Genomic DNA, 23491 nt, shown 5'->3' on the forward strand with positions numbered 1-23491 from the left:
AACCGTGAACGCACTAAAAAAAGAGATCACCCTGTTTGGTGGTATCGGCCAATTGTCTACCACTCTGTTGGGTACAGGGTTGTTTATGATCCCGGCACTGGCTGCTGGAATTGCCGGTAATGCTTCACTCTGGGCCTGGCTGATCCTGTTTATCGCCGTTGTTCCTATTGCTCTTACTTTTGCTTCACTCGGAAAACGCTACCCAAATGCAGGTGGAACAGCCTATTTTGTACGTAAAGCTTTTAATAAACGAACAGAGCACAGCGTCGCCTGGCTCTTTCTCAGTGTTATTCCTGTCGGTATTCCTGCAGGTATCGTACTGGCCGGTAGCTTTGGCCAGCAGTTGCTTCCAGAACCGATCCGTTCGCCTCTTCTGGCTGAGATCATTACCATTGCAATTTTAGCCGCCGTCAATCTGACCGGCAGCAAATCATCAGCACGAATTCAGGCAGTCATTGCTCTCGGGATCTGCACTCTGGTGTCGCTGCTGTGGTTTTATGGTGATGTCAGTACCCAGGATATCACCATGCCATCATTAAGCACCGGTAATTTACCAGATATTGCCTCTGCATTATCCGTTATGTTCTGGTGTTTCGTCGGTATTGAAGCCTTTGCGCATATGGGAGAGGAATTTAAAAACCCACAGAGGGATTTTCCAGTTTCTATTGTTTTAGGTTGTCTGTTTGCCGGCCTGATATATTGGGCATGTACTGTGGTCGTCCTGAAGTTTCATGCTTATGGAACTCCGGCGCTGGATACCGGCTCGATTCCCTGGCTGTCTGAACAATTGATTGGTGATCAGGCTTCATTTTTAATCAGTCTGCTCGGCTATCTGGCCTGCTTTGCCAGCCTGAATCTGTATCTGCAAAGCCTCTCACGAATGACTTGGTCACTGGCCAAAGAACGCAAACCTTCCGGCTCATTGGCCGCCATCTCAGCCAGAGGTATTCCGGCAAATGCGACCCTGCTGCTGACAGTGATACTCCTTATTTGCTCCGCCACCGGCGAGATTCTGCATCTAAATCTGGAGCATCTGGTAAAACTGGCTAACGGTGTTTTTGTTCTGGTCTATCTGTTCGCGATGCTGTCTGCCTTCAGACTACTGACCGGCATCCGTAAATTACTGGCATTCATTGCCTTAATCATTACGATTTTAGTCTTTGTTTGTCTGCAATGGGCTGCCTTGTACGCCATTATTGTGTTTGCGTTACTGCATTTTTCATCAGCAAATGTAATATTGAATCCAAAACTGAACTGATGATGGAAATATTTCTCTGCGTATAAAAGCAGCAGTTGTCATATTTCCTCTATAGATTCTATTATCAATAATAGATAACTTATGATATACATCGTACGAATGTAACCATTCGGAAACATAAAAATAACAATAATTATCATTTGCACGGCTAGTTTGTATTTATTTAGGTAAAGGGAGTCACTATGAAATTTAGCCATAAGATTGTTGCTGCTTCTTCTGTTCTGCTGCTGATAACAATCAGTCTGCTAAGCACGAAGCAGTTTTTCACTGTTCAATCAGAAATGAACCACACTATCAATGAAAGTATCACAGATATCGTTAATGGTGTCCGTAATGCCGTTGCCGCTGAGCTGAACAATAAAAAAGTTCTGGCCAATTATACGACCACTCTTGCCGCCCAGGATCCAAGCCATGAGCATATTACAGAAGTGATCAGCCAGCCAGAGCTGAGCAACACCTTCCTGCTTGTCGGTGGTGGGTATGAAAAAGACGGTTCCTTCTTCACTGGTGATCCAAACTGGGACCCAGGAGCAAGTTGGGATCCACGCAAGCGCCCATGGTATAAGGATGCCAAGAATAATGGTGCACTGATTATCACCGATCCATATGCAGATTCTGTAACAAAAGATATCCTGATTTCTATCGCTACGCCAATAAAACAGGATGGCCGCTTCATCGGCGCTATCTTCTTTGATATGAGTCTGGCCGGCCTGTCAGAAATGGTTAATAACGTTAACCTGTTTGACGCAGGCTATCTGTTTATCGTTGCTCAGGACGGCACAATTATCGCCCACCCGGATAGCAAGCTTAATGGTCAGAAAATGGAAGCCTTCCTTCCTAGTATTCAGATCCGGGAAAATGAGCACCAGCAGGTTACTCTGAAAGACGGCCTCAACTACACGCTTGATTATGCAAAAATTCCGGGGCAGAACTGGTATGTTGGTGTATTACTGGATGAAAAAATAGCTTACGAATCAGTATATAATCTGCGCACAACATCTATCGTCTACAGTATTCTTGGCCTGATTATCAGTATCATTATCCTGCTGTTTATTATCCGCAAGCTCATGTCTCCGCTGAATGATCTGAACGATGCGATTCAGGATGTTGCGTCCGGTAATGGTGACCTGACCAAACGCCTCAGTACGGATACAGATCTTGAATTCTCTGAGCTGGCAGGTGGGTTTAATACTTTCAGCGAAAAGCTTCAGGGACAGATAACGCATCTGAAGGCCATCAGCGAAGAAATCATGCGTGGTACAGAATCGACGGCTCAAAGTGCATCAGACTCTGCACAAGCGATGGGTGTTCAGCTCCAGGAACTGGAACAACTGGCAACAGCCATGCATGAAATGGCGACCACGGCTTCTGACGTAGCAACCAATGCTCAAAATGCGGCAGCGGCGGCACAGGAAGCCGATGATGCCACACAACTGGGAGCCGGCGTCGTCAGAGATACAACAGCTTCTATTGATTCGTTATCGGCTCAGATCGATCAGGCTGTTACAGAAGTTCAGAAACTGGAAGATGCAACAAACAGTATTGAAACGGTTCTTCAGGTAATCAACGATATTGCAGACCAGACTAACCTGCTGGCTCTGAATGCGGCTATCGAAGCAGCTCGTGCCGGTGAGCAGGGACGCGGCTTTGCTGTTGTTGCTGATGAGGTTCGCACGCTGGCACAGCGTACTCAGGAGTCTACAACAGAGATCCGCAGCATGATTGAACAACTACAGGCAGGGGCAACAGCCGTTGCTTCTACCATGAATCAGAGTAAAGATGCCGCATCCGGTACGGTCGAAAAAGCTCAGCAGGCAGATGAAGCGCTGCAGCGTATTTTTGATGCAATTAAAAGTATTACCGATATGAACCTGCAAATCGCTTCCGCCGCCGAAGAACAAAGTCTGGTTGCCGAAGAAATCAATACCAATACTGTAAAAATAAAGGATCTTGCCGTTCAGGTTGCTGAAGATTCACAGCAGGTCAATATGGCCATGCAGGTACAAACAGAGAATGTACGCGATCAGAACAACGTTCTGGATACATTCACCGTTTAACGCCCACTGCAACATCAAAACCCGTCAGCGGAGCCCATTCGGGCTCCGTTTCACTTATGATCTCAAACTTGTCTGACCATGCATGAAATTGACCGGTGTGTCTCATCCTGCACTGATTGTGAGCCTTCAGATACCCACTCCAGATCCGCCAGCATCATGCAGGACTTGGGTTGAAGGGTAAAAATAACCTCACCATTCCGGCAGAAATACCGTTCATCATCCAATAAATTAAGCATGGAAGATTTCCGATCAATATTCACCTGAAGTGTTTTTCTGCCTTTATTAATGGCAACCAACCCTTTGCTCCCCCGGGAAAAAATCAGGCAATCCGAAGCAGCCAGAATAGGAAACATCTGCTCACCATGCATCAGGTTATGAAAGGCTATCATGCGGGTCATACGTGGGTCTTTCCAGCTGTTCTTCCAGCGGGGTATCCCTTGTTTATTCATAATACCGCTTGGATTTAAATCTGTATAAATCAGTGGAACACCGCCATCCCGGCCAAGAATATAGGCATATGCCAGCCACTCTTCTTCCTCTGACAGGATCAGTTCCTGAAACACTTCATTGTTTGGAATATCATGTGTAATAGCGAAGGTAATTGCTCTCGAATTAGACAAAGCCTGTCCCAAGCTGTAAGGATTCACTAACGATTCCAGACTTCCCTCCGGCTGAAATGCGTGATAAACAGTGTTAAACAACGGAAAATCATAAGCTGCCAGCCGGGTATGCTCCAGATATGGCTGCAGAAACAACCCATACTCCTCTTTTGTCGCACCGCCATCTGTAATGATTTCACCAAAGATATGAACATCACTGACAATCTCCGGGGTCCACACCTTCTTCAGGTGCTCCAGAGTCATATGCTTTGCGGCATCAATACGGAATCCCCGAACCCCCATTCCTTTCAAAGCCCGGATATAACGCTTCTGCTGTTCTGCCACATGGTCACTGTCTTTTAATGTCGGCAATCCGGGGTCGCTTGCTCCTCCAGTGATCCGGCCATTCTGTACCTGCCAACGATCTTTCCAGTTCTCAATACCGAACGCTTCAACAAAATCGTCCTCCGTAAACAAAGGCTCTCTAAGATCACCAAACAGTGTAAGCGCCTGATAGCTTTCCCACTGTTGCAGATAATGTTGCATATCCGTTGGCCCCGGATAGTGCAGATCCGGCCGGATTGACGCTTCATTCGCCATATGATTAAAGACAACATCTGCATAGACCCAGACATCATGTCGTCCCAGCGCCTTAACCATACTGAAAAAATCTTTCGTGTTACCCAATTGATTGTCAATAACCCGGTAATCCTGTGGCTGATATCTTTGCCACCAAGGTGTTCCGTCTTTACGTTTTAATGATTTCATCGGTGGTGAAACCAGTACTGTCTTATACCCGAGAGCACTGATTGTCTCGGCATGATCTGCGATGTCTGAATACGGCCAGTCAAAGGCATGAAGAATCACATCGCTTTTATTTTCTGTTGAGAATGTACTCATTTTTACTCTCCTGAACCGTCTGCCTGACCCGTTACTGATGAGAAATATGAATGCAAATCGGATCCGGCATTATTGGCAAACTGACGGCATTATAGATTTCATGATAAGAACTGAATTCCCCCTTTCCGGTAAGTTAAACAGGCTTAGCTGAGGGGCGTAGGGAAAAATGTGATCAAAGTCACCAGCTCCATCGAACCTTAGTATAGATCAAAGTCGATGGTTGCATACCAAAAAGGCTGTCGTCTGCACCATTAAAATGCTGGATGCTTGCACTCAGTAACCAGTTGTCAGCGAGAGAATATTGATTGGTAAGATTAAAATAAAACGATTGATCCTGATAATAAATAGCAGAAAACAGAGCACGGTTAAGAGCCGTCAGATCCACACCGGTTTCCACATACGCAGTAAAACGGGTAAAACTCAGAGTCCGGGCATGCTGGATCTGGTTCAGATACGCCTCCTGATTTTGTGAGGTATAAGGTGCAGCCGTATGCAATATGCCGGCTCTGACTGTCCAGTTTCTTTCGCTGCGAAAGCGGTACTCCGTCTCAACAGTAGAAACCATGCTATAGCCAGACAACGATACCTGTGCTTCTCTAACCGGCTCAAAATAACTGCTTTCTCCACGAATGCCTGCTCCGCCGATCGCCCCGGAAATTCCCAAACCCAGCACTCTGTCCGATTCCGATTTTCCGCCAATCAGCTGAATATCCCAACCCCGATGGTTAAAAAAATAACGGCCGGCATAACGGTTAAAAGCAGGGTCACTGGCAGGGCTAAAAACCCATTCCATCCCACTGGCAAAACCAAGTTGCTTGCTGAAAAGAAAACCATCCGCCCCCGGCCTTTCAGCATATTCGGTATCATAAACAGAATACACATTAAATATATCATTAGGATTCCAGATTGTTGTCATACCCCAGTTAACCCGAAAACGGCCACCCTGCACTAGCCAGTCATCGTCCTGCCAGCTAAAATACAGACGGTCAAGCTGACTGTTTCCAACCCTATCCGATGTTTCCTCCCAGTTTGCAGAAAGGTCAAGATACCCACTATCCTGTTCAATCCATGCGGCATATTTGCTGTTTTCAGCCATATCTCCCCAGATAAGCCGATTACGCATTCCAGCGTTAAACCGTAATTTCGGGCTAAGACGATATTCACCATTTATCCTTTGGCAGAAAAGATGATCCAACGAATCATCATGATTATCCGTAAACGATGAACTCAGGGTATAGCTAATATATCCGTCAAGATCCCAGTTTTTTTCAGGAACAAGCCCGGGAATTGACGCTGCATACACACTGCCGCCAACGACACTGCATACCAGACAGAGAAAAAAATCAGACATCCGTCACCACTTGTTCCGTAAGACGGCGGTCAGCACTCAGGCATCCGTCCTCAAATACAATGACCCTTTTTGCCCGGGTGATCACCCGCGGATCATGAGTGGAAAAAATAAATGTCGTTCCCTCTGTTTCATTGAGCTTCTGCATGATATCCAACAGTTCTGCTGCGCTATCTGCATCCAGATTAGCAGTAGGCTCATCCGCCATCACAAAACGTGGCCGGGATGCTAACGCTCTTGCCACGGCAACTCGCTGCTGCTGCCCTCCCGATAGTTCAGAAGGACGCTTATGTTGTTGATCTTTTAACCCGACCTGACATAAGAGCTCACTGGCTCGACGATGACATTCAGTTTCACTTCGCCCTTGTAACTGCATCACAAACTCTACATTCTCCAGAGCGGTCAGTACCGGTAACAAACTGTAGTCCTGAAAGATAAAGCCGATATGGTCACGCCGGAAAGCGATACGCTCTTTTTCCGTCAATGTACAGATATTGCAACCATCAATCCTGACCTCACCCGATGTCGGACTGTCGATTCCCCCCAATAAATTCAACAGTGTTGTCTTTCCGGAACCGGACGGCCCCATCACAGCGATAAACTCCCCCGGTTCAATAATCAGATCTAATGCCTGTACAGCATGAACCGGAAAATTCGTATCTTTATTGTAGGTTTTACATAATTGGTGGGTCTCAATACTCATCAGTGTTTCTCCGCCATCGCTTCTGCCGGATGCTGTTTCAAGATCTGTCTGGCCGGGTACAACGCTGCGACCAGTGAAGATACGGTTACCGTTATAAAAATACTCAGATATTCCACAGCAGAAACCCGTGGATAAAGAACGGTGTCAACACCATAAGCCCCCAGACCTTCCGCCATAGAACCCAAAGGAAGTCCGGTGACTTGCAGGATCCGAATCACACAGATACAACCGAGTAATCCCAATGTGGCACCACAAATACCAAGCCATAAGCTTTCCAGCATAATCAATTGCAATACCTTGTGTTTCTGCATTCCTACCGCCATCAAAACACCAAACTCACGGGTTCGTTCAAACACGGACATCAGCATCACATTGATGATACCAAACCCCATCGCCAGCATAAAAATCCCCAGCATGATGGCACTGCTGACCCCCATAGTGGCGAGCATGGATGCCAGCAACGGCTGAATCTGTGTCCAATCTCTGACCATATTTTCATCCGTGGTATAAGAAGCTATCTGCTGCTGAAAACAGACCAGAGGATGACGGTCACTCGCCTTCAGATTTTCATGCATTAACAGAGCAATCTCATGCACTCCTTGTCCGCCAGCCACTTCTTTCAAATCATATATGCGGACATAGACATTACTGTCATCAAAATTAGAGGAGGGTGATGAAAAAATTCCTTTTACCCGAAAAGCTGCTCCGGTAACGTCACCGTCACCATTGGTAAAAGTCAGTACGGCTTTAGACCCCGGTTTGAGCTTCAGGCGGTCTGCCGTTTTACGGGAAATGAGTATCGGCCTTTTATCCTGTGGGGAAAACCAGGCCCCCTCCCGGATAGAATCGGCCAGCGGAGTCAGTCTGGCTTCTGCATCTGTATCGACCCCATTAATCCGTACGCCTTTGTTACTGCGAGCCGAACCAATCATCCCGTCCACCAAAAAACGGCCTGAAAATACCTGTACCTGAGGATCATCCGCAATCTTCTGCATCAGAACATCGGATCCGACAATAGTGGCATTAATATCCGAATTTTCCAGATAACGTTTATTATGGATCTGAACATGACTTATCTGCCAGGCAATCGCGTTATGTACCATGTTGTCTACCATGCCGGACATAAAGCCCATCATCACAACAATCCCCATCAGACCGAATACCATTGCACCAAGCATAATGCCGGTTCTCAGTTTATTGCGCCAAAGGTTACGCCATGCCAGTTTAACAAGCATTCGCTCCTCCTTTTAAGGCATCGGCCAGCTGCAGCCGGAAGATCCGGAACATTGGATAAATAAGACTAACGGCCAATAGTATCAATACGGCCATAATTTGATTAATAAACAGAGACGACGTTAGCAATACAGGCAGAACCGGCTCAAAACCGGACTCAACCATCATCCGGGCAGCATCTCCTGTCATTTCAATCGGGTAGAAATACAGATACGTCAGAACCGGTACACAAACAGAACTCCCCAGCAGGATGCCCAAGCCGGCAATAAACAGTGATTCAATGGCTATCAATTGTAACAACCGGATACGTAACATCCCGGTTGCCAGCATTACCGCAAATTCCCTTTGCCTTTCCAGTGTCATCATCAGGATCGTGGCAAACAGACCAAAACCGACCACACCGTATAGCAAATAAAGCATAATGATACCACTTACCTTATCCAGCAGGATCTGCTGTGCCATCTCCGGTGCCAGTTCCTGCCAGTCTCTGACGTTTGCAAGATCAGCATATTCTATACTGAGTTCATCTGCCGTTTGCTCCAGACGGTTAAGCTCTTTAGTATGCAGAACCCAGGCCGTAACCTGCTCACCAGTGGAATACAATTCCTGAGCCAACCGAAGCGGCATATAAACCAACTGATTGTCGAGCTGTGGCATGGGAAAATGCAGGATACCCTTCACCTGATACAGCCCGGCAGCAGTCTGTCCCCGGTATCCCTGCCCATACAGAATCAATTCATCTCCGATTTGCACACGGAGATATTGTGCCAACGTCTCTCCAACCAGTACCTGCCTGTCATCTGCTGCAAGAAATGTCCCGGAGATCAGCTTTTCACTCAGATGAGAATACGCATCTTCTTGCTCCGGAACTGCCCCCATCACCATGACACCTTTGGAACGGTCACCTGCAGCAGCCAAAGCAAAAGACTCCAGACGAGGTAGACGGTATGTCACATCCGGATGTTCTGCGAGCGGGCGGATAAAACGATCCGTCATAGGCAACAAGTCATTAATACTCAGGCTCTCTGCATGATCCGGATGCTGAATCTGAATTAACCCGGTATAAAAACGTGCTGCATTATCAATGCTTATCGCATAACTGCCTTCCTGCATCGCTCGGGTCAGCAGAGAGAGAAACAAGGCCAGAGCCAGTGCAGCGGCTGTCAGAAAAGTACGCCTTTTTTGCCGCCAGATATTGCGCCATGCCAGCTTAATCAACATAGGCTAATCCCTTAACTGCTTCATCTGACCCTGAGAGAAAAAATCGGTACTGATATCAAAATCAAACTGTGCTTCAAGCGTAATAAACTCCGTTTTGTAACCAGGCTTATCCGCTGGGATCATTTCCAACCGTGTTGCAAGCATCCGTCCTCCCATACGCTGCACCTCGAAGGTTTGCATGGTATTTACCAGTTCTTCAAATTCATCGTAAAACTCGACCTTACGTTGCAGATACGTCTTTTGGGAAATCCACAGCCGGATACGGCTCCAAACAACTGGGGCATCCGGTTTGGCAACCGCATCAATCACATATGTATTTTCCCCGTCAAAAGGTTCTTCTCTTACTAATGTGTGCCCGTAATCCACCACAATGGAAGACTGATTGATCAGATCATCATTGGTAAAATCTGACCCCATCCATGACTGACTCAGCATTGACGGTGCAATTTTAATCACCCGCTCTATCGCAGGGATCCAACTCCACATTTCCCTATACCTTTTCAGGGAAACACTCCCTTTATCTTTAGCCGGAGCCGTCACCAGTACCAGAGAAAAATCCCGCCCCTTGCTCCAACTTTTCATGCTCATACTGCGTGTCCAGTCTGGCCGGATAATATTCATTGTTGCAACAGAATAACTGGATTCACCCCGCATCTGTTGATCGGATTTATCTACAATATCCGTAGCATTATTTTCCGCCAGAGCCGCTGGGTTAAAACATACAGACAGCAGACATAATAAAAAGGGAACAGAGCGCATGGTTATTCCTTAAGATCAATCGCTTTAGCTCCCTTAACTGTAGACGTTGCCTGCGAGACTGTTTAGATCGGATGTCCTGAATTGAGAATCCGGCAAAGTAAATTAACCAACCATTGACTGGCTCTATACGCTAAACGGCTCTGGTACTGTCATATTAAACTGCATCTGATACGGTTATACCGGATCAAACACTGGCCAATTGCCGATTCAACCATATTTCACAACAGGGAAAGAAAAGATGACAACCAATATTGCTGAGCTGGAACCTCCGGTTAATGACACTTACCGAATCGAAGAAGATTTGCTGGGTAAAAGGCGGATTCCTTCTCATGCTTACTGGGGAATACATACCCTCAGAGCAAGTGAAAATTTCAACATCTCCCCTGCCACTATTTCTGATATTCCCCAGCTAATCCGCGGTATGGTTATGACCAAAAAAGCAGCCGCACTAGCAAACAAAGAACTCCGAACTATCCCACCAGAAGCAGTGGATTACATCATTCAGGCTTGCGACACTCTTTTAAGTTCCGACCATTATTACAACCAGTTTCCCGTTGATGTTTTTCAGGGAGGAGCCGGTACTTCAGTCAATATGAACACCAATGAAGTCATCGCCAATATTGCACTGGAGCTCATGGGGAAGAATAAAGGGGACTATCACTATATCCACCCGAACGACCATGTGAATAAATGCCAGTCAACCAACTGCACCTACCCAACCGGTTTTCGTATCGCGGTGTATAACAGCATCGAAATACTGATCCAATCTGTCGAAACCCTGCTGCAAGCCTTTCACAATAAAGGCAAAGAGTTCTCCAGTGTACTGAAAATGGGTAGGACTCAGCTTCAGGATGCTGTACCCATGACTGCCGGGCAGGAGTTCAAAGCCTGGGCCGTTACCCTCAAGGAAGAGATCCGTAATATCCGCTATACCGCGAAGTTGCTGCTGGAAGTCAACTTAGGTGCTACAGCAATCGGGACAGGTATCAATACGGTTGAAGGCTATCAGAAACTGGCCGTACAATATCTGTCTGACATCTCCGGGTTAGATTGTGTCCCGGCCGAAGACCTGATTGAAGCGACTTCCGACTGTGGTGCTTACGTTATGGTACATAGTGCCTTCAAACGTCTCGCTTTAAAACTATCCAAAATCAGCAATGACCTTCGCTTACTGTCATCCGGTCCGAGAGCCGGACTAAATGAATTAAATCTGCCGCAACTACAGGCAGGTTCATCCATCATGCCAGCCAAAGTAAACCCTGTTATTCCTGAGGTGGTGAATCAGGTGTGTTTTAAAGTGATCGGCAATGATACTACGGTATCTTTTGCCGCAGAGGCCGGACAGTTACAGCTCAATGTTATGGAACCTGTCATTGCCCAATGCCTGTTTGAATCAATAGATCTGCTGGGAAATGCCTGCATCAATCTGCAGGAAAAATGCATTGATGGTATTACGATCAATCCAGATGTGTGCCGACAAAATGTTCTCAATTCTATTGGTATTGTGACCTTTCTGAATCCGATTATCGGCCACCATGCCGGAGACTTAATCGGTAAAATATGTGCAGAAACCGGGAAAAGCGTTCCTCAGGTAGCTCAGGAACAAGGCTATCTGTCAGAACACGAACTAGCCCGGATTTTCTCTGTGGAAAATCTGATCCCTTCTTGTCTATAAATTCTGAAACAAAAATATAAATAAAGCACAGCCCTGAATTATTCAGGGCTGTGCTTACATGTATGAACGGACAAATCGTTAAGATGATCTGTCTGTTCATATACAGAAATCCTGTTTTTACCGTCAGATTTTGCCTGATACAATGCGGCATCGGCTCTGGACAATAACTCCTCAATGGTATAATCAGCCAATCGGGAACCGGTACAGACTCCGAAGCTGGCTGTCTGAGTGTAGATGCCATATTCCGTCCAATCGATTTTTTCGATATGTTCCCGCAGTCGTTCTGCAATTAGCTGAGCCTCCTCTTTTTCTGTATTCGGGCATATTACACAAAATTCTTCCCCTCCATAGCGACCAAATATCTCTGTAATACGCAACTGACTCTGTACAACCTCTGTAATTTTCTTTAGTACGGCATCACCAGCCAGATGACCAAAAGTATCATTTACACTTTTGAAATTATCCAGATCAAACAGAATAACCGACAGAGAAGAACCATTTCTGGCGGCAATCTTTATCTCTCGCTTAGCCAGATGAAACAGATGCCTGCGGTTAAATATATTGGTTAATCCATCCTTTATTGCCATCTCTTCCATTTCAGCAAGAAGATTCGCCATTTTTGTATAATCGTTCACCAGAAGCACATATCCCTGAATATGATGAAAAGTGTCATGAATAGGGGCTAAAGAATATTGATAATGTTTATTTTTTACCTGAATCGAATATTTTTTATTAGGGTCATTCTTACCACTCATTGCTATGTTATCGATCAGACTGGAAACAAAAACATTATCCGTTGTCAGAGGCCTATCTATCTCACAAAAATCAAGAAGAGATGAGTTTTTTCCCGCATCATTAATATCAATGACAACCATTTTTGTATCAATAATCAGCAGGTAATCATGTATCACATCAACAGCATATTCCCGGGCAATCTTTCTTAAGTCCAGCATTCTAAAATGAAATAAAGCAACAGCCAGCAATACACCGGTAATAGAAAATACAAAAGGTTGTATATCCAGTCCAGAAAATGTCTCCCTGTCCGGATTCAAGATGGCACTCAGAGTTGGCAGAATTCCAGCAATCAGTACAAGAACGGTTCTCTTTTTCGTTGTTTCAGATCCACGGAACAAATGGATAAGAAGAAGAATTTCAGCACATAATGAAACAAGGATCAGATATGCCAGTTGAATAATATACCCCATACCCGGTTCATATCTTATCACAGGAAAATAACTACCTTTCTCAATCCAGTAACGACTATACAGAAAAGCATGCTGGTCATTCGTCAATGCCAACAAACCGATCCCCACAGGTATAACAAACAGGACGATATACAGACTGTTAGGTAATGTTTTTCTGTTAAGAAATTCCACCACAAAGAGGAAGAAGGCAGGGGCAGTAAAAGTGGCCCAGAATACTTCGAATTTCAATGAGTCGAGGATTTTCACCAAAGATTCGCTATTAATCTCCAGTGCATACCCAAGACTGTACAAAGCAACTGACAACATAAAGAATGACAATGCCTTAGCCCCCTGTACCTGTTTCCGATGATAGGCATAAGCAGATACGTAAAGGGAAAGCACACTGGAAAAGATAATGAGAACAGCCCAACTAACTGATATTTCTTTGAAAATCATAGGCATCCTGTTGTCTGATTTATAAAAATATATGTTCTGTTACTAACAGTTTATAACGGATGACAACAAATTTCAGCCAATTGACAAGATTATAAATATCCCCCGAAACAATATAAAAACAGGAACAGATGCAAAACAATAACAGTAAGCACATGCGAGTAAAACGAGTACAGGCCACGAATTGGTGGCCTGTGCAGATTAAACTTTTATATTCTGCTTAGAAAATAGTACTGATTGCCATGCAAAATACTGTCGAAAATATCAATGTAGCTGGTGCTCCCTTGAATAACAGCTGATTAAACAATACATCTTTGTGTTCCTCTTTTTCCGCACTCAGAATCAGACTCCCTCCTGAAGAGAAAGGTGACAGACAGGTTGCCTGAGCGCCGATGATAATTGCTGTAAATAGAATTGCCGGATTTAAGTCTGTTGAAAGTGCAATTGACGGAACGATTGGAAACAGCGCCGGAGCAACCACTCCTAAGGTACTTGCAAAGAATGACATGAAGCCACCCACCAGGCAAAGCGCAATCGGAACCGCCAGTTTTGGAATATTGCCACTGATCCAGTCAGCCAGTAACTCAATGGTTCCTGCTTTTATTGCGATAGAAATCAGCATACCAACACCACAAATCATAATCATGGTAGGCCATGGGACATTAGCGATGATATCCTTTTGATTACCTAGTTTCATCAACAAAGCAAAGATAGAGAAAATGATGGCGATTAATGCGATATTCATTTTTGAATTCATAAAAGTAATCATTTCATTCGCCGGCAGTACCTTATGCATAATAGGGAAGAAAAGTACCGTACCCACCATAAGAATAATCAATTTCAGCATTAAAGATTGCTCTCTGGTAAACGGCTCCGGAAGTTCTGATGAAAAACTGGACAGATCCATCTGACCACGCCCTTTAACTGTAAGTGCAGACAGAACAATAACCGGGATCACAATAGAAACAGCAAAAATGGTAAAGGTATAAGAAAAAGCATTCTGTGCATACCCAACCTGCTCGATTAACCCACTAAAAATGATACCGCTGGCACTCGTCATAAAGTTAGATCCTGCCAGACAGCCAAAGTTAACAGCCATAACACCCGTTAACTTATTCATTTTTGTTTTTTCACAAAGAATAAGGGTAATAGGACCAAAGAATGCGAGAACTGAGTAGTAACCGGCACCAAGACCAGCAATAATTGTAGCCGAAATAAATATTGCTATCGGCAGCATTTCTGGTACTTTCCTGGTTCTGTACAGCAGATGTTGAGCTAATTTATCTAGCGTACCGTTATTTATAGCAAAATTATAAAAAATAGAAACAGAGAATATAATAAAGAAGATTTTAATTGGCCATGTTTTTATAACTGCTGAAGCAGACATATCTAACATAAAACAGCCAATAATATATGCAAATCCCATTGCAAAAAAACCGACATTTATTTTTGTCCGATAACCCAAAGCTATCGATATGGCTATAGCCATAATGATAATAAAACTTACCATTCTTTCTTCACCTTATATATTTCGATTATTGAAAATTTTAATCATTCCAATTGATATTTTTGATATTATTATTTTGTTGAAATTTCACAAATAACAACTTATCTATAGTAATTGTGTTTTTATTGACATTACACTCTTAATGCAATGGTTTAAAGTGCGCTTATGATTTTTATGGCATTTAATTGCTAACGTCAAAATTGAAACAACGTGCAGCATTATCAATGAGTATTTTTTTTCTTTCATTTGGATCTACAATAATTTCCTCCATGATTTTGTATTGTTGTTCGTAACTAACTTGATCTTCAAATTGTGTATGTGGCCAGTCACTTCCCCATAGAAAATAATCAGAGCTTCCATACGCATCACGTAACACATCGATCATGCTTCTGGCCTGCTCAACCGTAGAATTTGTACGATAAGTACCTGAGAGTTTGATCCATATTGGATTACCTCTTAATAACGCTAAAAACATACGATGGCTAGGCTTACCTGCATCAATGACTGATTCTGCCCGAGCGAAATGGTCTATAACAATATCTACACCTGACTTTAGGATATCGGGTAATATTTTATCCATATCTTCTATAGAACGATGAATTTCTACACTCCAATTTCTTTTGGCTATTTTTCTAAAAAAATTCTGCCATTCGACAGAAGAATAATCCTCTAATTCTTTGCCTATAAGGTTTAGTCTTATTCCAACAATGCCAGATTTATTCATTTCATCTAGTTCTTCATCTGTAATGTCTTTTTCTACTACTACAACACCACGGAGCCTGTTGATATTTTCTTTGACTACAGAAATAATATAACTGTTATCTGTACCAAGAAAACTGGGTTGAACTAAAACACCATGAGATAATCCATAACTATCTAAATTATTCAAATAGCTTTCTGGCAGGGCATTATACTGTGGCGCATAACGACGATTTGCTACTAGAGACAAATCCGTGCGAAAAATATGTGCGTGTGTATCAATCCCAGTAATGGAAGATGGTGTATTTATATGTTTCACTTAATCACCTCTCTATACGACATGTTTAGTTATTTATACTTAGGGTCATTCCTACAATGAAAGTGTATCTATATCCCCCCATTCCCGCTATAATCGATTTTGAATAATAGGTATGCACTCAGGCTATATAAAGAAAAGAGTTTATATAAGATATGGATTTTAAAGAGTTCGAATATGTTATAGCCATCGCGGAAGAAGGATCCATTTCTGCGGCATCAGACCGTCTGTATTTATCTCAGCCAAGCATCAGTAAGTTTTTAAAAAAACTAGAAGACAGGCTTGGTACACCACTATTTATAAGAACGTCTTCCGGTGTACGGCTTACTTATGCCGGTGAGATATACGTTCAAAATGCACAGAGCATTCTTCAACAGTACCGACGAACTAAAAATCAGTTGCGAGATATAGAAAATTTAGAAAATGGCCGCGTTGACTTTGGTACCAGTTCCTATCGAGGCAGCTATCTGTTACCTGATATTCTGAAGCAGTTTCATGATCGTTATCCCAATGTTGATGTCATCATTCATGAACATGACTCTAAAAAACTCGAAACTATGATTGCTGATGGGAAACTGGATCTTGCGCTCGTGGCGAAAACAGATTATGAAAAATATGCACACGAAAAAATACTTGCCGATGAAGTCGTGATTGTTACCGATCAGAATCATCCCGTCAGTAAGTTTGCCAGAAAAAGTACAAATACGTCTGACGGTCAATGGCTGGATATATCTGATGTCGCTGAATATGATTTTATTCTGAGCCCGGCAAATACAATATTGGGAACCATTTCCCGAAGGTTATTCAGTCAGCAGGCTGGCAGTATTAACTGTGTCAATGAAAACTGTTCTGCTGAAATGGCAGTGGCACTTGCAAAAGCGGGGTTGGGGATAGCATTCAACTACCGTTCCTGTTGCGGAAATCAGTCCGATATGATGACTTACTCTATCGGTAAAGATAAAGAATTTGTTCCTTTAGTATTACTTTATCCCAGCGGAGCCTATGTCTACCGGGCAACAAGCCTGCTGGCAGAACTGATTAGTAACAGTTTTGGTAAAAAAATTTAAGCCAATTCCCCGGCAAACTGCACATTTATACCCAGAATCCCTGCCCCATGGCAGGACGGCTAAGCCGTTCCTGCCTAATTATAGTCAATGACCTTAAAGGCTCCATTTAGCCTTCGGCTGCTTCTGCGCATACCTTCTTCTGCACGGCCGGAGGAGCCGGTTCGTAATGGCTTAATGCCATACTGAAACTGCCTTCACCTCCTGTTAATGAACGTAATCGACGTGAGTAATCCAACAACTCATTAACCGGTGATTTGGCTTTAAGCAGAGTAAAATTATTCGCCTGAGGATGCGTTCCTTCAATTAATCCCCGGTTACCAGACAAATCACCGGAAACATCCCCTACCGCAGAGGTCGGAATAAACAAATCCAGTTGCACTATAGGTTCAAGTACAATTGGACCTGCATTGTTGACGGCATCCAGAAAAGCCTTCTTACCGGCAATAACAAAGGCAATTTCTTTAGAATCGACAGAATGGAACTTTCCATCATAGACCGTCACTTCAATGTCTTTCAGAGGGTTACCAGAAATCGCTCCCTCATCCAGAGCCTGACGCACACCTTTTTCCACAGCAGGAATAAGTGCCGTCGGGATTGCACCCCCAACAACCTTATTCACAAATTTAAACCCGGTACCACGTTCCAGCGGGCGTACCTTTAGCTGGACTTCGCCAAACTGACCAGCACCACCACTCTGCTTCTTATGCCGGTAATGCCCTTCAGCAGGTCGGGTAATCGTTTCAAAGTATTCCACGCTCGGCTGGCTGGTTTCCACGTCCAGTTTATACACGCTCTCCATTTTCTCCAGAGCAACTTTTAAATGGAACTCGCCCTGACCACTCAGCAATGTTTCATTGGTTCGGGTTCGGTGTTCAATCTTCAAAGACGGATCTTCTGCTGCAATACGGTTCAGTACTTCTGACAACTTCTGCTCATCACCCCGCTTTTTAGGTTTGACTACCAGACTGTACATGGACTCGGGAAAATTCAGTGTACGCATCACTACATTATCTTCGTCATGTGAATCATGAATAACAGAATCGAATTCCAGCTCATCTACTTTTGCCAGTACACAAAAATCACCAGCAATCGCATGCTGAATTTCCATCCGCTCTTTACCCTGCAACTGGTACAAGTGTCCAACTTTAAAGGCTTTATTACTTTCTCCTACATAAAGCTGACTACCGGTATTTATTCCCCCCTGAAAAACCCGAAGATAAGCCAGTTTACCCATATAAGGATCGACACTGATTTTGTACACATGCGCAACCGTGTGTTCCAGTGTTTCACAATCAACCCGAATCTGTTTCCCCTCTTTCTCCAGCAGAGGCGGGTTACCTTCAAGAGGGATCGGCATAATTTCCGTTATTGTCTGTAACAGCAACTCACAACCGGCACCGGTTTCTGCTGAAGTAAAGCAGACCGGTATAACATGCCCGCTTCTCAGCGCTTCTTCAAACGGATCGTGTAGCTGCTCCGGATTCAATTCAGAACCCTGCTCCAGATACAGTTCCATCAGTTCTTCATCGACTTCAATGATTTGATCGATCAGACTTTCATGCGCGGATGACACATCAGAAAACAGAGTGGGTTTATCGTATTCCGGTTCGAAATAACAATCGACAACACTTTTCCCATCTTTATCCGGTAGATTTATGGGCAGGCAGTGACTGCCAAAATGCGCTTCGATCTCAGCCATAATGCCGGAAATCTTTTGCGCTTCCTGATCCATTTTATTAACGACGATCATCTGACATTTTTGTTGCTCTCTGGCAAAAGCAAATAAACGGTCAGAGATCTGATTCAGTGGGGTATCACTGTCAATAACCAGTGCAGAAGTTTCAATAGCGGGAAATATACTGAGTGTGCGACCCAGTAATTCAGCCTGTCCCGGAGTATCAATCATATTCATCCGGTGCTTATTCCAGCTTAGAGTCACCGGAGTAGCTTCAATACTGTGCTGATACTGAATGGATTGGGAATCAAAATCTGTAACTGTATTACCACAGGTCACATGACCAAGTTGTTCTGTGGCACTGGCAGTAAACAGTAAACGTTCGATCAGGCTGGTCTTTCCCGTACCGGTCTGACCGACAAAAGCAATATTACGAATATTATTAACTGGCATATAAGGCTCCTGAAAGTGTAGTGACAAAGATAAAGACATCATCCACATGCGGGCGGCAGCTAAGCCGCCAGCCCGTCTTCCAGGTCATTTTTCGAATCGATATATGCACAGTAGATCCATAAACAAAAACAATGCTTATAGCTTGGTCAGTAATTTTTGTTTCTGGTGTGACTTATTTCATAACTATAAAAATCGATTCATCCCAAAGTACCTCAGGATACTTATTCAACAAATAATCTATCTGATGTTATTTTTCATCCACATACACAACCGGCGTATGTATCTCTTCCTCCGGCATCTGACCGTCCATAGCCTGATAGACCGCATATACTCCCTGATAGCCTATTTCATACGGTGACTGGGTGATATAACCCAGCAACTTCCCTTTATTCAGGCTTTCCATAATAAAGGGATCATCATCAAAGCCAATATGCACAACATTCTTGTGTTTTTTCAGCACTTCACGAGCAATAATGGTGCCTATCGTTGTAGTATCATTCGGTGTAAAAATGCCATCCAGGTTATTGATATTCTGTAACGTCTTGCGAGCCATACTTCTTGCATCACCCACTCTTGTACCAAGATAAGGGTCTGCGACAATGTCTAATCCTCTTTTCTTTGCTTCATAGAGGAACCCGTCTTCTCGGGCATCAGTGGAAGCCACGCCTTTTTCCAGCCGGAATAATGCTACTTTGCCTCCTCGTCCCACAGCATCTGCCATCTTGGCTGCGGCTAACTGCCCCGCGGCATAATTATCAGTAGTAACTGAAGCAATCCGCTCACCTCCGGTGTCTCTGTCGATATAGACCGTCGGAATTCCCTTCGATTTAAACAAAGAAATATCTTCATTCCGGGATGGATCCGATGGAGCGATAACAACACCGCGACAACCATGCTCATTAATAAACCGGTGCAGGATTATCTTTTGCCCGTTCGAGTCTTTGTCATTAATCGTTCCTCGGATGTATAACCGGATCCCCAGTTCGCTTCCGGCTCGTTCCGCCCCCTGAATAACTTCAGACCAGAACGGCCTTAACTCACTGCCTGAAATCACCACTGCCAGACAGTCTTCTGCAGCTACTACCACAGGCATCAGCAACCCGGCCAGCAGACCACCCGTTAACATCAGTTTTTGTATACGCATAAGTATGCCCCTGACTGAAATACCTTCATATCAAGCATAGTTTATAATTATGCTGACGAGATTGTATATCCTCAGCTAAGACCCGATTTTACCGAAATACTGGAACTACAACGCTTGGCTTTCTCTATAAACACCGTTCTTTCTCGGTAAGCACCTTGATAAATACATCAAGCACCTGTAATCATTTAATATTAATGTCGAATCCGTACAGGTTGATCCCTATACTGGTTATTGGTTTACTTTTTTCAGGATCCGGATGGCCTGCCGTTAGAACTGTATAAAGTGACCCCGGCTGGATAGCAACATATGGAGTTCAGATGTATAACGCAATCACAATAGAAGCATTCCGGGCATTAGACGCCATCGACAGAAAAGGCAGCTTTTCTGCCGCAGCAAAATCACTGTATAAAGTGCCATCCGCTTTAACCTACACCATCAAAAAACTGGAAGATGATATTGGTGTACCTCTGTTCGACCGTTCAAAACAGCGGGCACAACTGACTCCGGCAGGAAAGCTGGTTCTCGAGCAAGGGCGGGACATTCTACTGGCAACCAATCGTCTGCTCGATTCAGTCAAACAACTGGAATCAGGATGGGAAAGCGGTATAAGAATCGCCCGGGATACCATAATTCCCAGTGACTATTTATTTGATCTAATCGCTGATTTCAACCAATTAGATCATAACGTAAACGTATCACTAAGCGTTGAAGTTTTAGGTGGAGGTTGGGATGCCCTGCACAGCCGACGAGCCGATATTGTGATTGGTGCTACTGGTGAACTACCCAGAGGATTATTTCATACCCACAAAATAGGTCAGGTGAGATTCGTTTTTGCCGTCAGTCCGCACCACCCGCTGGCCAATATCCGTCAACCGATTGAACAAGAACAGTTAGTTCACTATCCATCCATCGTTGTTGCTGATACCTCACAGATATTACCTGTTCAGAACAGCGGCCTGTTCGCCAGCAAACAAGTGATCCAGGTGAGCAGTATCGAATCCAAAATAGCCGCTCAACTGCGTGGACTAGGGGTAGGTTTTATACCGGTACATCTGGCACAACCCTATCTGGATTCCGGTCAGCTGATTGCAAAAGAATGCGCCTTCCCCCGGCCAGGACAAGATATTTATATCGCCTGGCATAAAGAGCAGGAAGGCCGCGCTCTGGAATGGTTTGTCGACCGGTTATGCAAAATCAGCTGGCCGTTATAGACCCACTGATTAGCCAAATACGCCGCTCAGTTGCTGCAAAGCATCTTTGCGGTTTTCTTCCGCGACTTCTTCACCCATATTAAGCGCTTCAGCAAACACAAAGTTCACATCAGTCAGTCCGATAAAACCAAGAATGGTTGTCAGATAGCTATAAACAATATCGTGAGCCGTTCCTTTATGCAGACCACCCCGAGTAGTAACAATAGTAACCGGCTTATTGTCAATAAGGCCAACCGGACCCGTTTCAGTATAAGAGAAAGTGATTCCTGCACGGGCAATCAGATCAAACCAGTTTTTCAACTGAGTCGGTACCATAAAGTTATACATTGGTGCGGCAATAACAACAGAATCCGCCGCTTTCAGCTCTTCAATAAGCTGGTTAGACAATTGCAGTATTGCTTTCTGCTCTTCGCTAAGCTCAGATTCGTTTCCCCCCAGAGAGCCAATCACATTCAAATCCATGACCGGAAGCGGATTCGCCGCCAAATCACGTTCAATAATGTTGCGGCTGCCTTCCAGAGCAATGTTCAGAAGCTGGTTAGATTGTGAATGTTCACCAAGAATGCTTGATTTCAGTACGAGTACACTTGACATATTTCTTCCTTTTCAACTTATTTCTTATGCAGTTTGTCATTTTACTCTACCGGAAAATAACCACGAAAAATATTGGAATAATTAGAGGAACGACTTCAAAATTTTTGAACAATACGTTGTTTTGACCCATTCTCCTTTACGTACCTTTACATTCGCTGTGACCTACTTTACAAACAAAATCATTATAATGAGAGAAATTATCAACATTCGGTATACAACCCGGTGCTTTGCTAAGTAGTTATATATGAAAAAAAATTCCAAACGTAATCTATTTTTTATACTGACCGGCGTACTGCTACTTGCCAGTGCAACTTTCTATGTTTATCACCAGCCGGAACCAGCGCCGGATTATGCTACTGAGCCGGTTCGGCGAGGAAAAATAGAAAATACCGTTCTGGCCAACGGCATGCTCCATCCATCTAAGCTGGTAAGCGTCGGTTCTCAGGTGTCCGGACAAATCAATAAATTAGCAGTTCAACTTGGGCAAGAAGTCAAACAGGGAGATTTAATCGCCCAGATTGACAGTCTGACCCAGCAGAACAGTCTGAAAGAAGCTCAGGCATCACTAAACAGCATCAATGCACAGTACCGGGCAAAACAAGCTCAAATCCATCAGGCTACACTGGAATTCGAACGGCAGAAACGCATGCTGGCTGACAATGCCAGTTCAAAGGCTGATTACGAAACAGCAGAAGCCGATCTGGCCGTTTACAGAGCAGAGCTCGATCAATTGAAAGCAGAACGGGAGCAAGCCGTCATCAGTGTTGATGATGCAAAACTGGATCTTGGTTATACCACAATCAATGCTCCGATGGACGGCACCGTCGTCTATACCTCTGTTTCGGAAGGACAGACCGTAAACGCAAATCAGGAAACACCGACGATTATCGAGCTGGCAAAGTTGGATACCATGACGGTAAAAGCCCAGATTTCGGAAGCGGATGTCATTCATGTCTATCCCGGTCAGCAGGCCTATTTCACTATTCTGGGTTCATCGGATCAGCGTTATAAAGGGGTACTGCGAGCCATTGAACCGGGACCGACATTGATGGATGGTGATGACAGCGATTTGAGTGCCGATGACAGCGATGCCATCTACTACAACGGCTTGTTTGAAGTAGAGAACCCGGATCATCTGTTACGAATCGGTATGACTGCTCAGGTTTCAATTGTTCTGGATAATGCTGATGATGCCCTGCTCATCCCGTCGCAGATACTAATAAAACAACCGGGAACCGGCGAGCATTATCAAATCCCGGTACTGATCAACGGACAAGTTGAATACCGTGATGTTGAAGTAGGTATCAATAACAAGGTAAATGCTCAGATTATCTCCGGTCTGAACGACGGTGATCAGGTTATCATCGGCATGCCTGCGGCTGCCGGAAGCACCCGTTCTTCTCGTCGCCCGGGACCACCAATGGGGCTATAAAAA

General features: G+C 44.3%; 18 protein-coding genes. 6 read left to right on the forward strand and 12 right to left on the reverse strand.

Translation table 11 applies throughout. The features are described from left to right. Nucleotides 1-4 precede the first annotated feature (4 nt). Both yjeH and CSW98_RS06990 read left to right on the forward strand, forming a co-directional pair. On the forward strand, nt 5-1258 hold the full coding sequence (yjeH, locus tag CSW98_RS06985; protein ID WP_100799749.1) for an L-methionine/branched-chain amino acid transporter: 1254 nt from the start codon (nt 5-7) through the stop codon (nt 1256-1258). A 182-nt stretch (nt 1259-1440) separates the two neighbouring features. Next, a complete protein-coding gene (locus tag CSW98_RS06990) occupies nt 1441-3315 on the forward strand; it encodes a methyl-accepting chemotaxis protein (RefSeq protein WP_100799750.1) in 1875 nt (624 codons plus the stop codon). Between the two features lie 62 nt (nt 3316-3377). Here CSW98_RS06990 and CSW98_RS06995 read toward each other — a convergent pair whose 3' ends face one another. From CSW98_RS06995 to CSW98_RS07020, 6 genes are all read right to left on the reverse strand, one after another. Then, a complete protein-coding gene (locus CSW98_RS06995; RefSeq protein ID WP_100799751.1) occupies nt 3378-4814 on the reverse strand; it encodes an alpha-amylase family glycosyl hydrolase in 1437 nt (478 codons plus the stop codon). A 178-nt stretch (nt 4815-4992) separates the two neighbouring features. After that, entirely contained in the window at nt 4993-6165 is a 1173-nt protein-coding gene (locus tag CSW98_RS07000; RefSeq protein WP_100799752.1) for a hypothetical protein, read from the reverse strand. Further along, complete coding sequence (locus tag CSW98_RS07005) at nt 6158-6865, reverse strand: ABC transporter ATP-binding protein (protein ID WP_100799753.1); 708 nt, start codon at nt 6863-6865, stop codon at nt 6158-6160. The genes CSW98_RS07000 and CSW98_RS07005 overlap by 8 nt, the downstream gene beginning before the upstream one ends. Further along, nucleotides 6865-8100: an ABC transporter permease gene (locus CSW98_RS07010; protein ID WP_100799754.1), complete on the reverse strand. Its 1236-nt coding sequence runs from the start codon at nt 8098-8100 to the stop codon at nt 6865-6867. The genes CSW98_RS07005 and CSW98_RS07010 overlap by 1 nt, the downstream gene beginning before the upstream one ends. Further along, nucleotides 8090-9319, reverse strand: a complete 1230-nt coding sequence (locus CSW98_RS07015) for an ABC transporter permease (RefSeq protein ID WP_100799755.1) — start codon at nt 9317-9319, stop codon at nt 8090-8092. Before CSW98_RS07015 ends, CSW98_RS07010 begins: the two co-directional genes overlap by 11 nt. A gap of 3 nt (nt 9320-9322) precedes the next feature. Further along, nucleotides 9323-10078: an outer membrane lipoprotein-sorting protein gene (locus CSW98_RS07020; protein ID WP_100799756.1), complete on the reverse strand. Its 756-nt coding sequence runs from the start codon at nt 10076-10078 to the stop codon at nt 9323-9325. A gap of 238 nt (nt 10079-10316) precedes the next feature. Here CSW98_RS07020 and aspA point away from each other — a divergent pair, with 238 nt between their 5' ends. Beyond that, nucleotides 10317-11753, forward strand: a complete 1437-nt coding sequence (gene aspA, locus CSW98_RS07025) for an aspartate ammonia-lyase (RefSeq protein WP_100799757.1) — start codon at nt 10317-10319, stop codon at nt 11751-11753. Between the two features lie 38 nt (nt 11754-11791). Here aspA and CSW98_RS07030 read toward each other — a convergent pair whose 3' ends face one another. The 3 genes from CSW98_RS07030 to CSW98_RS07040 form a co-directional block, all read right to left on the reverse strand. After that, entirely contained in the window at nt 11792-13393 is a 1602-nt protein-coding gene (locus CSW98_RS07030; RefSeq protein ID WP_198517301.1) for a histidine kinase N-terminal 7TM domain-containing diguanylate cyclase, read from the reverse strand. A gap of 217 nt (nt 13394-13610) precedes the next feature. Beyond that, nucleotides 13611-14900, reverse strand: a complete 1290-nt coding sequence (locus CSW98_RS07035) for an SLC13 family permease (RefSeq protein ID WP_100799759.1) — start codon at nt 14898-14900, stop codon at nt 13611-13613. Between the two features lie 178 nt (nt 14901-15078). Beyond that, on the reverse strand, nt 15079-15915 hold the full coding sequence (locus CSW98_RS07040) for an amidohydrolase family protein (RefSeq protein WP_198517302.1): 837 nt from the start codon (nt 15913-15915) through the stop codon (nt 15079-15081). 152 nt (nt 15916-16067) lie between these two features. Here CSW98_RS07040 and CSW98_RS07045 point away from each other — a divergent pair, with 152 nt between their 5' ends. Then, nucleotides 16068-16979, forward strand: a complete 912-nt coding sequence (locus CSW98_RS07045; RefSeq protein ID WP_100799760.1) for a LysR family transcriptional regulator — start codon at nt 16068-16070, stop codon at nt 16977-16979. A 106-nt stretch (nt 16980-17085) separates the two neighbouring features. Here CSW98_RS07045 and fusA read toward each other — a convergent pair whose 3' ends face one another. Continuing rightward, entirely contained in the window at nt 17086-19107 is a 2022-nt protein-coding gene (gene fusA, locus CSW98_RS07050; RefSeq protein ID WP_100799761.1) for an elongation factor G, read from the reverse strand. 247 nt (nt 19108-19354) lie between these two features. Further along, nucleotides 19355-20251: a substrate-binding domain-containing protein gene (locus CSW98_RS07055; RefSeq protein ID WP_100799762.1), complete on the reverse strand. Its 897-nt coding sequence runs from the start codon at nt 20249-20251 to the stop codon at nt 19355-19357. Between the two features lie 317 nt (nt 20252-20568). Here CSW98_RS07055 and CSW98_RS07060 point away from each other — a divergent pair, with 317 nt between their 5' ends. Further along, nucleotides 20569-21462, forward strand: a complete 894-nt coding sequence (locus tag CSW98_RS07060; RefSeq protein WP_100799763.1) for a LysR family transcriptional regulator — start codon at nt 20569-20571, stop codon at nt 21460-21462. Between the two features lie 9 nt (nt 21463-21471). On the opposite strand, the gene CSW98_RS07065 is transcribed toward CSW98_RS07060, so the two are convergent. Further along, nucleotides 21472-22056 carry an FMN-dependent NADH-azoreductase gene (locus CSW98_RS07065; protein ID WP_100799764.1) on the reverse strand — a complete coding sequence of 195 codons (585 nt, stop codon included), beginning with the start codon at nt 22054-22056 and terminating at the stop codon, nt 21472-21474. Nucleotides 22057-22300: 244 nt separating this feature from the next. Between CSW98_RS07065 and CSW98_RS07070 the strand changes: the two genes are divergently transcribed. Continuing rightward, nucleotides 22301-23488 (forward strand): efflux RND transporter periplasmic adaptor subunit, encoded by a 1188-nt coding sequence (locus CSW98_RS07070; RefSeq protein WP_100799765.1) that lies wholly within the window; start codon nt 22301-22303, stop codon nt 23486-23488. Nucleotides 23489-23491: the final 3 nt, after the last annotated feature.

This window comes from Vibrio sp. HA2012 (assembly GCF_002812955.1).
In the GTDB taxonomy this organism is placed as follows: Bacteria; Pseudomonadota; Gammaproteobacteria; order Enterobacterales; family Vibrionaceae; genus Vibrio.

Bases quoted from the DNA above. Each gene is read 5' to 3' on its own strand.
- CSW98_RS07055 (WP_100799762.1), bottom strand. From the start codon at position 20,251: ATGCGTATACAAAAACTGATGTTAACGGGTGGTCTGCTGGCCGGGTTG.
- CSW98_RS07045 (WP_100799760.1), top strand. From the start codon at position 16,068: ATGGATTTTAAAGAGTTCGAATATGTTATAGCCATCGCGGAAGAAGGA.
- CSW98_RS07065 (WP_100799764.1), bottom strand. From the start codon at position 22,056: ATGTCAAGTGTACTCGTACTGAAATCAAGCATTCTTGGTGAACATTCA.
- aspA (WP_100799757.1), top strand. From the start codon at position 10,317: ATGACAACCAATATTGCTGAGCTGGAACCTCCGGTTAATGACACTTAC.
- CSW98_RS07035 (WP_100799759.1), bottom strand. From the start codon at position 14,900: ATGGTAAGTTTTATTATCATTATGGCTATAGCCATATCGATAGCTTTG.
- CSW98_RS07070 (WP_100799765.1), top strand. From the start codon at position 22,301: ATGAAAAAAAATTCCAAACGTAATCTATTTTTTATACTGACCGGCGTA.
- CSW98_RS07030 (WP_198517301.1), bottom strand. From the start codon at position 13,393: ATGATTTTCAAAGAAATATCAGTTAGTTGGGCTGTTCTCATTATCTTT.
- CSW98_RS07015 (WP_100799755.1), bottom strand. From the start codon at position 9,319: ATGTTGATTAAGCTGGCATGGCGCAATATCTGGCGGCAAAAAAGGCGT.
- CSW98_RS07000 (WP_100799752.1), bottom strand. From the start codon at position 6,165: ATGTCTGATTTTTTTCTCTGTCTGGTATGCAGTGTCGTTGGCGGCAGT.
- CSW98_RS07060 (WP_100799763.1), top strand. From the start codon at position 20,569: ATGTATAACGCAATCACAATAGAAGCATTCCGGGCATTAGACGCCATC.
- fusA (WP_100799761.1), bottom strand. From the start codon at position 19,107: ATGCCAGTTAATAATATTCGTAATATTGCTTTTGTCGGTCAGACCGGT.
- CSW98_RS07020 (WP_100799756.1), bottom strand. From the start codon at position 10,078: ATGCGCTCTGTTCCCTTTTTATTATGTCTGCTGTCTGTATGTTTTAAC.
- CSW98_RS07005 (WP_100799753.1), bottom strand. From the start codon at position 6,865: ATGAGTATTGAGACCCACCAATTATGTAAAACCTACAATAAAGATACG.
- CSW98_RS06990 (WP_100799750.1), top strand. From the start codon at position 1,441: ATGAAATTTAGCCATAAGATTGTTGCTGCTTCTTCTGTTCTGCTGCTG.
- CSW98_RS07010 (WP_100799754.1), bottom strand. From the start codon at position 8,100: ATGCTTGTTAAACTGGCATGGCGTAACCTTTGGCGCAATAAACTGAGA.
- CSW98_RS06995 (WP_100799751.1), bottom strand. From the start codon at position 4,814: ATGAGTACATTCTCAACAGAAAATAAAAGCGATGTGATTCTTCATGCC.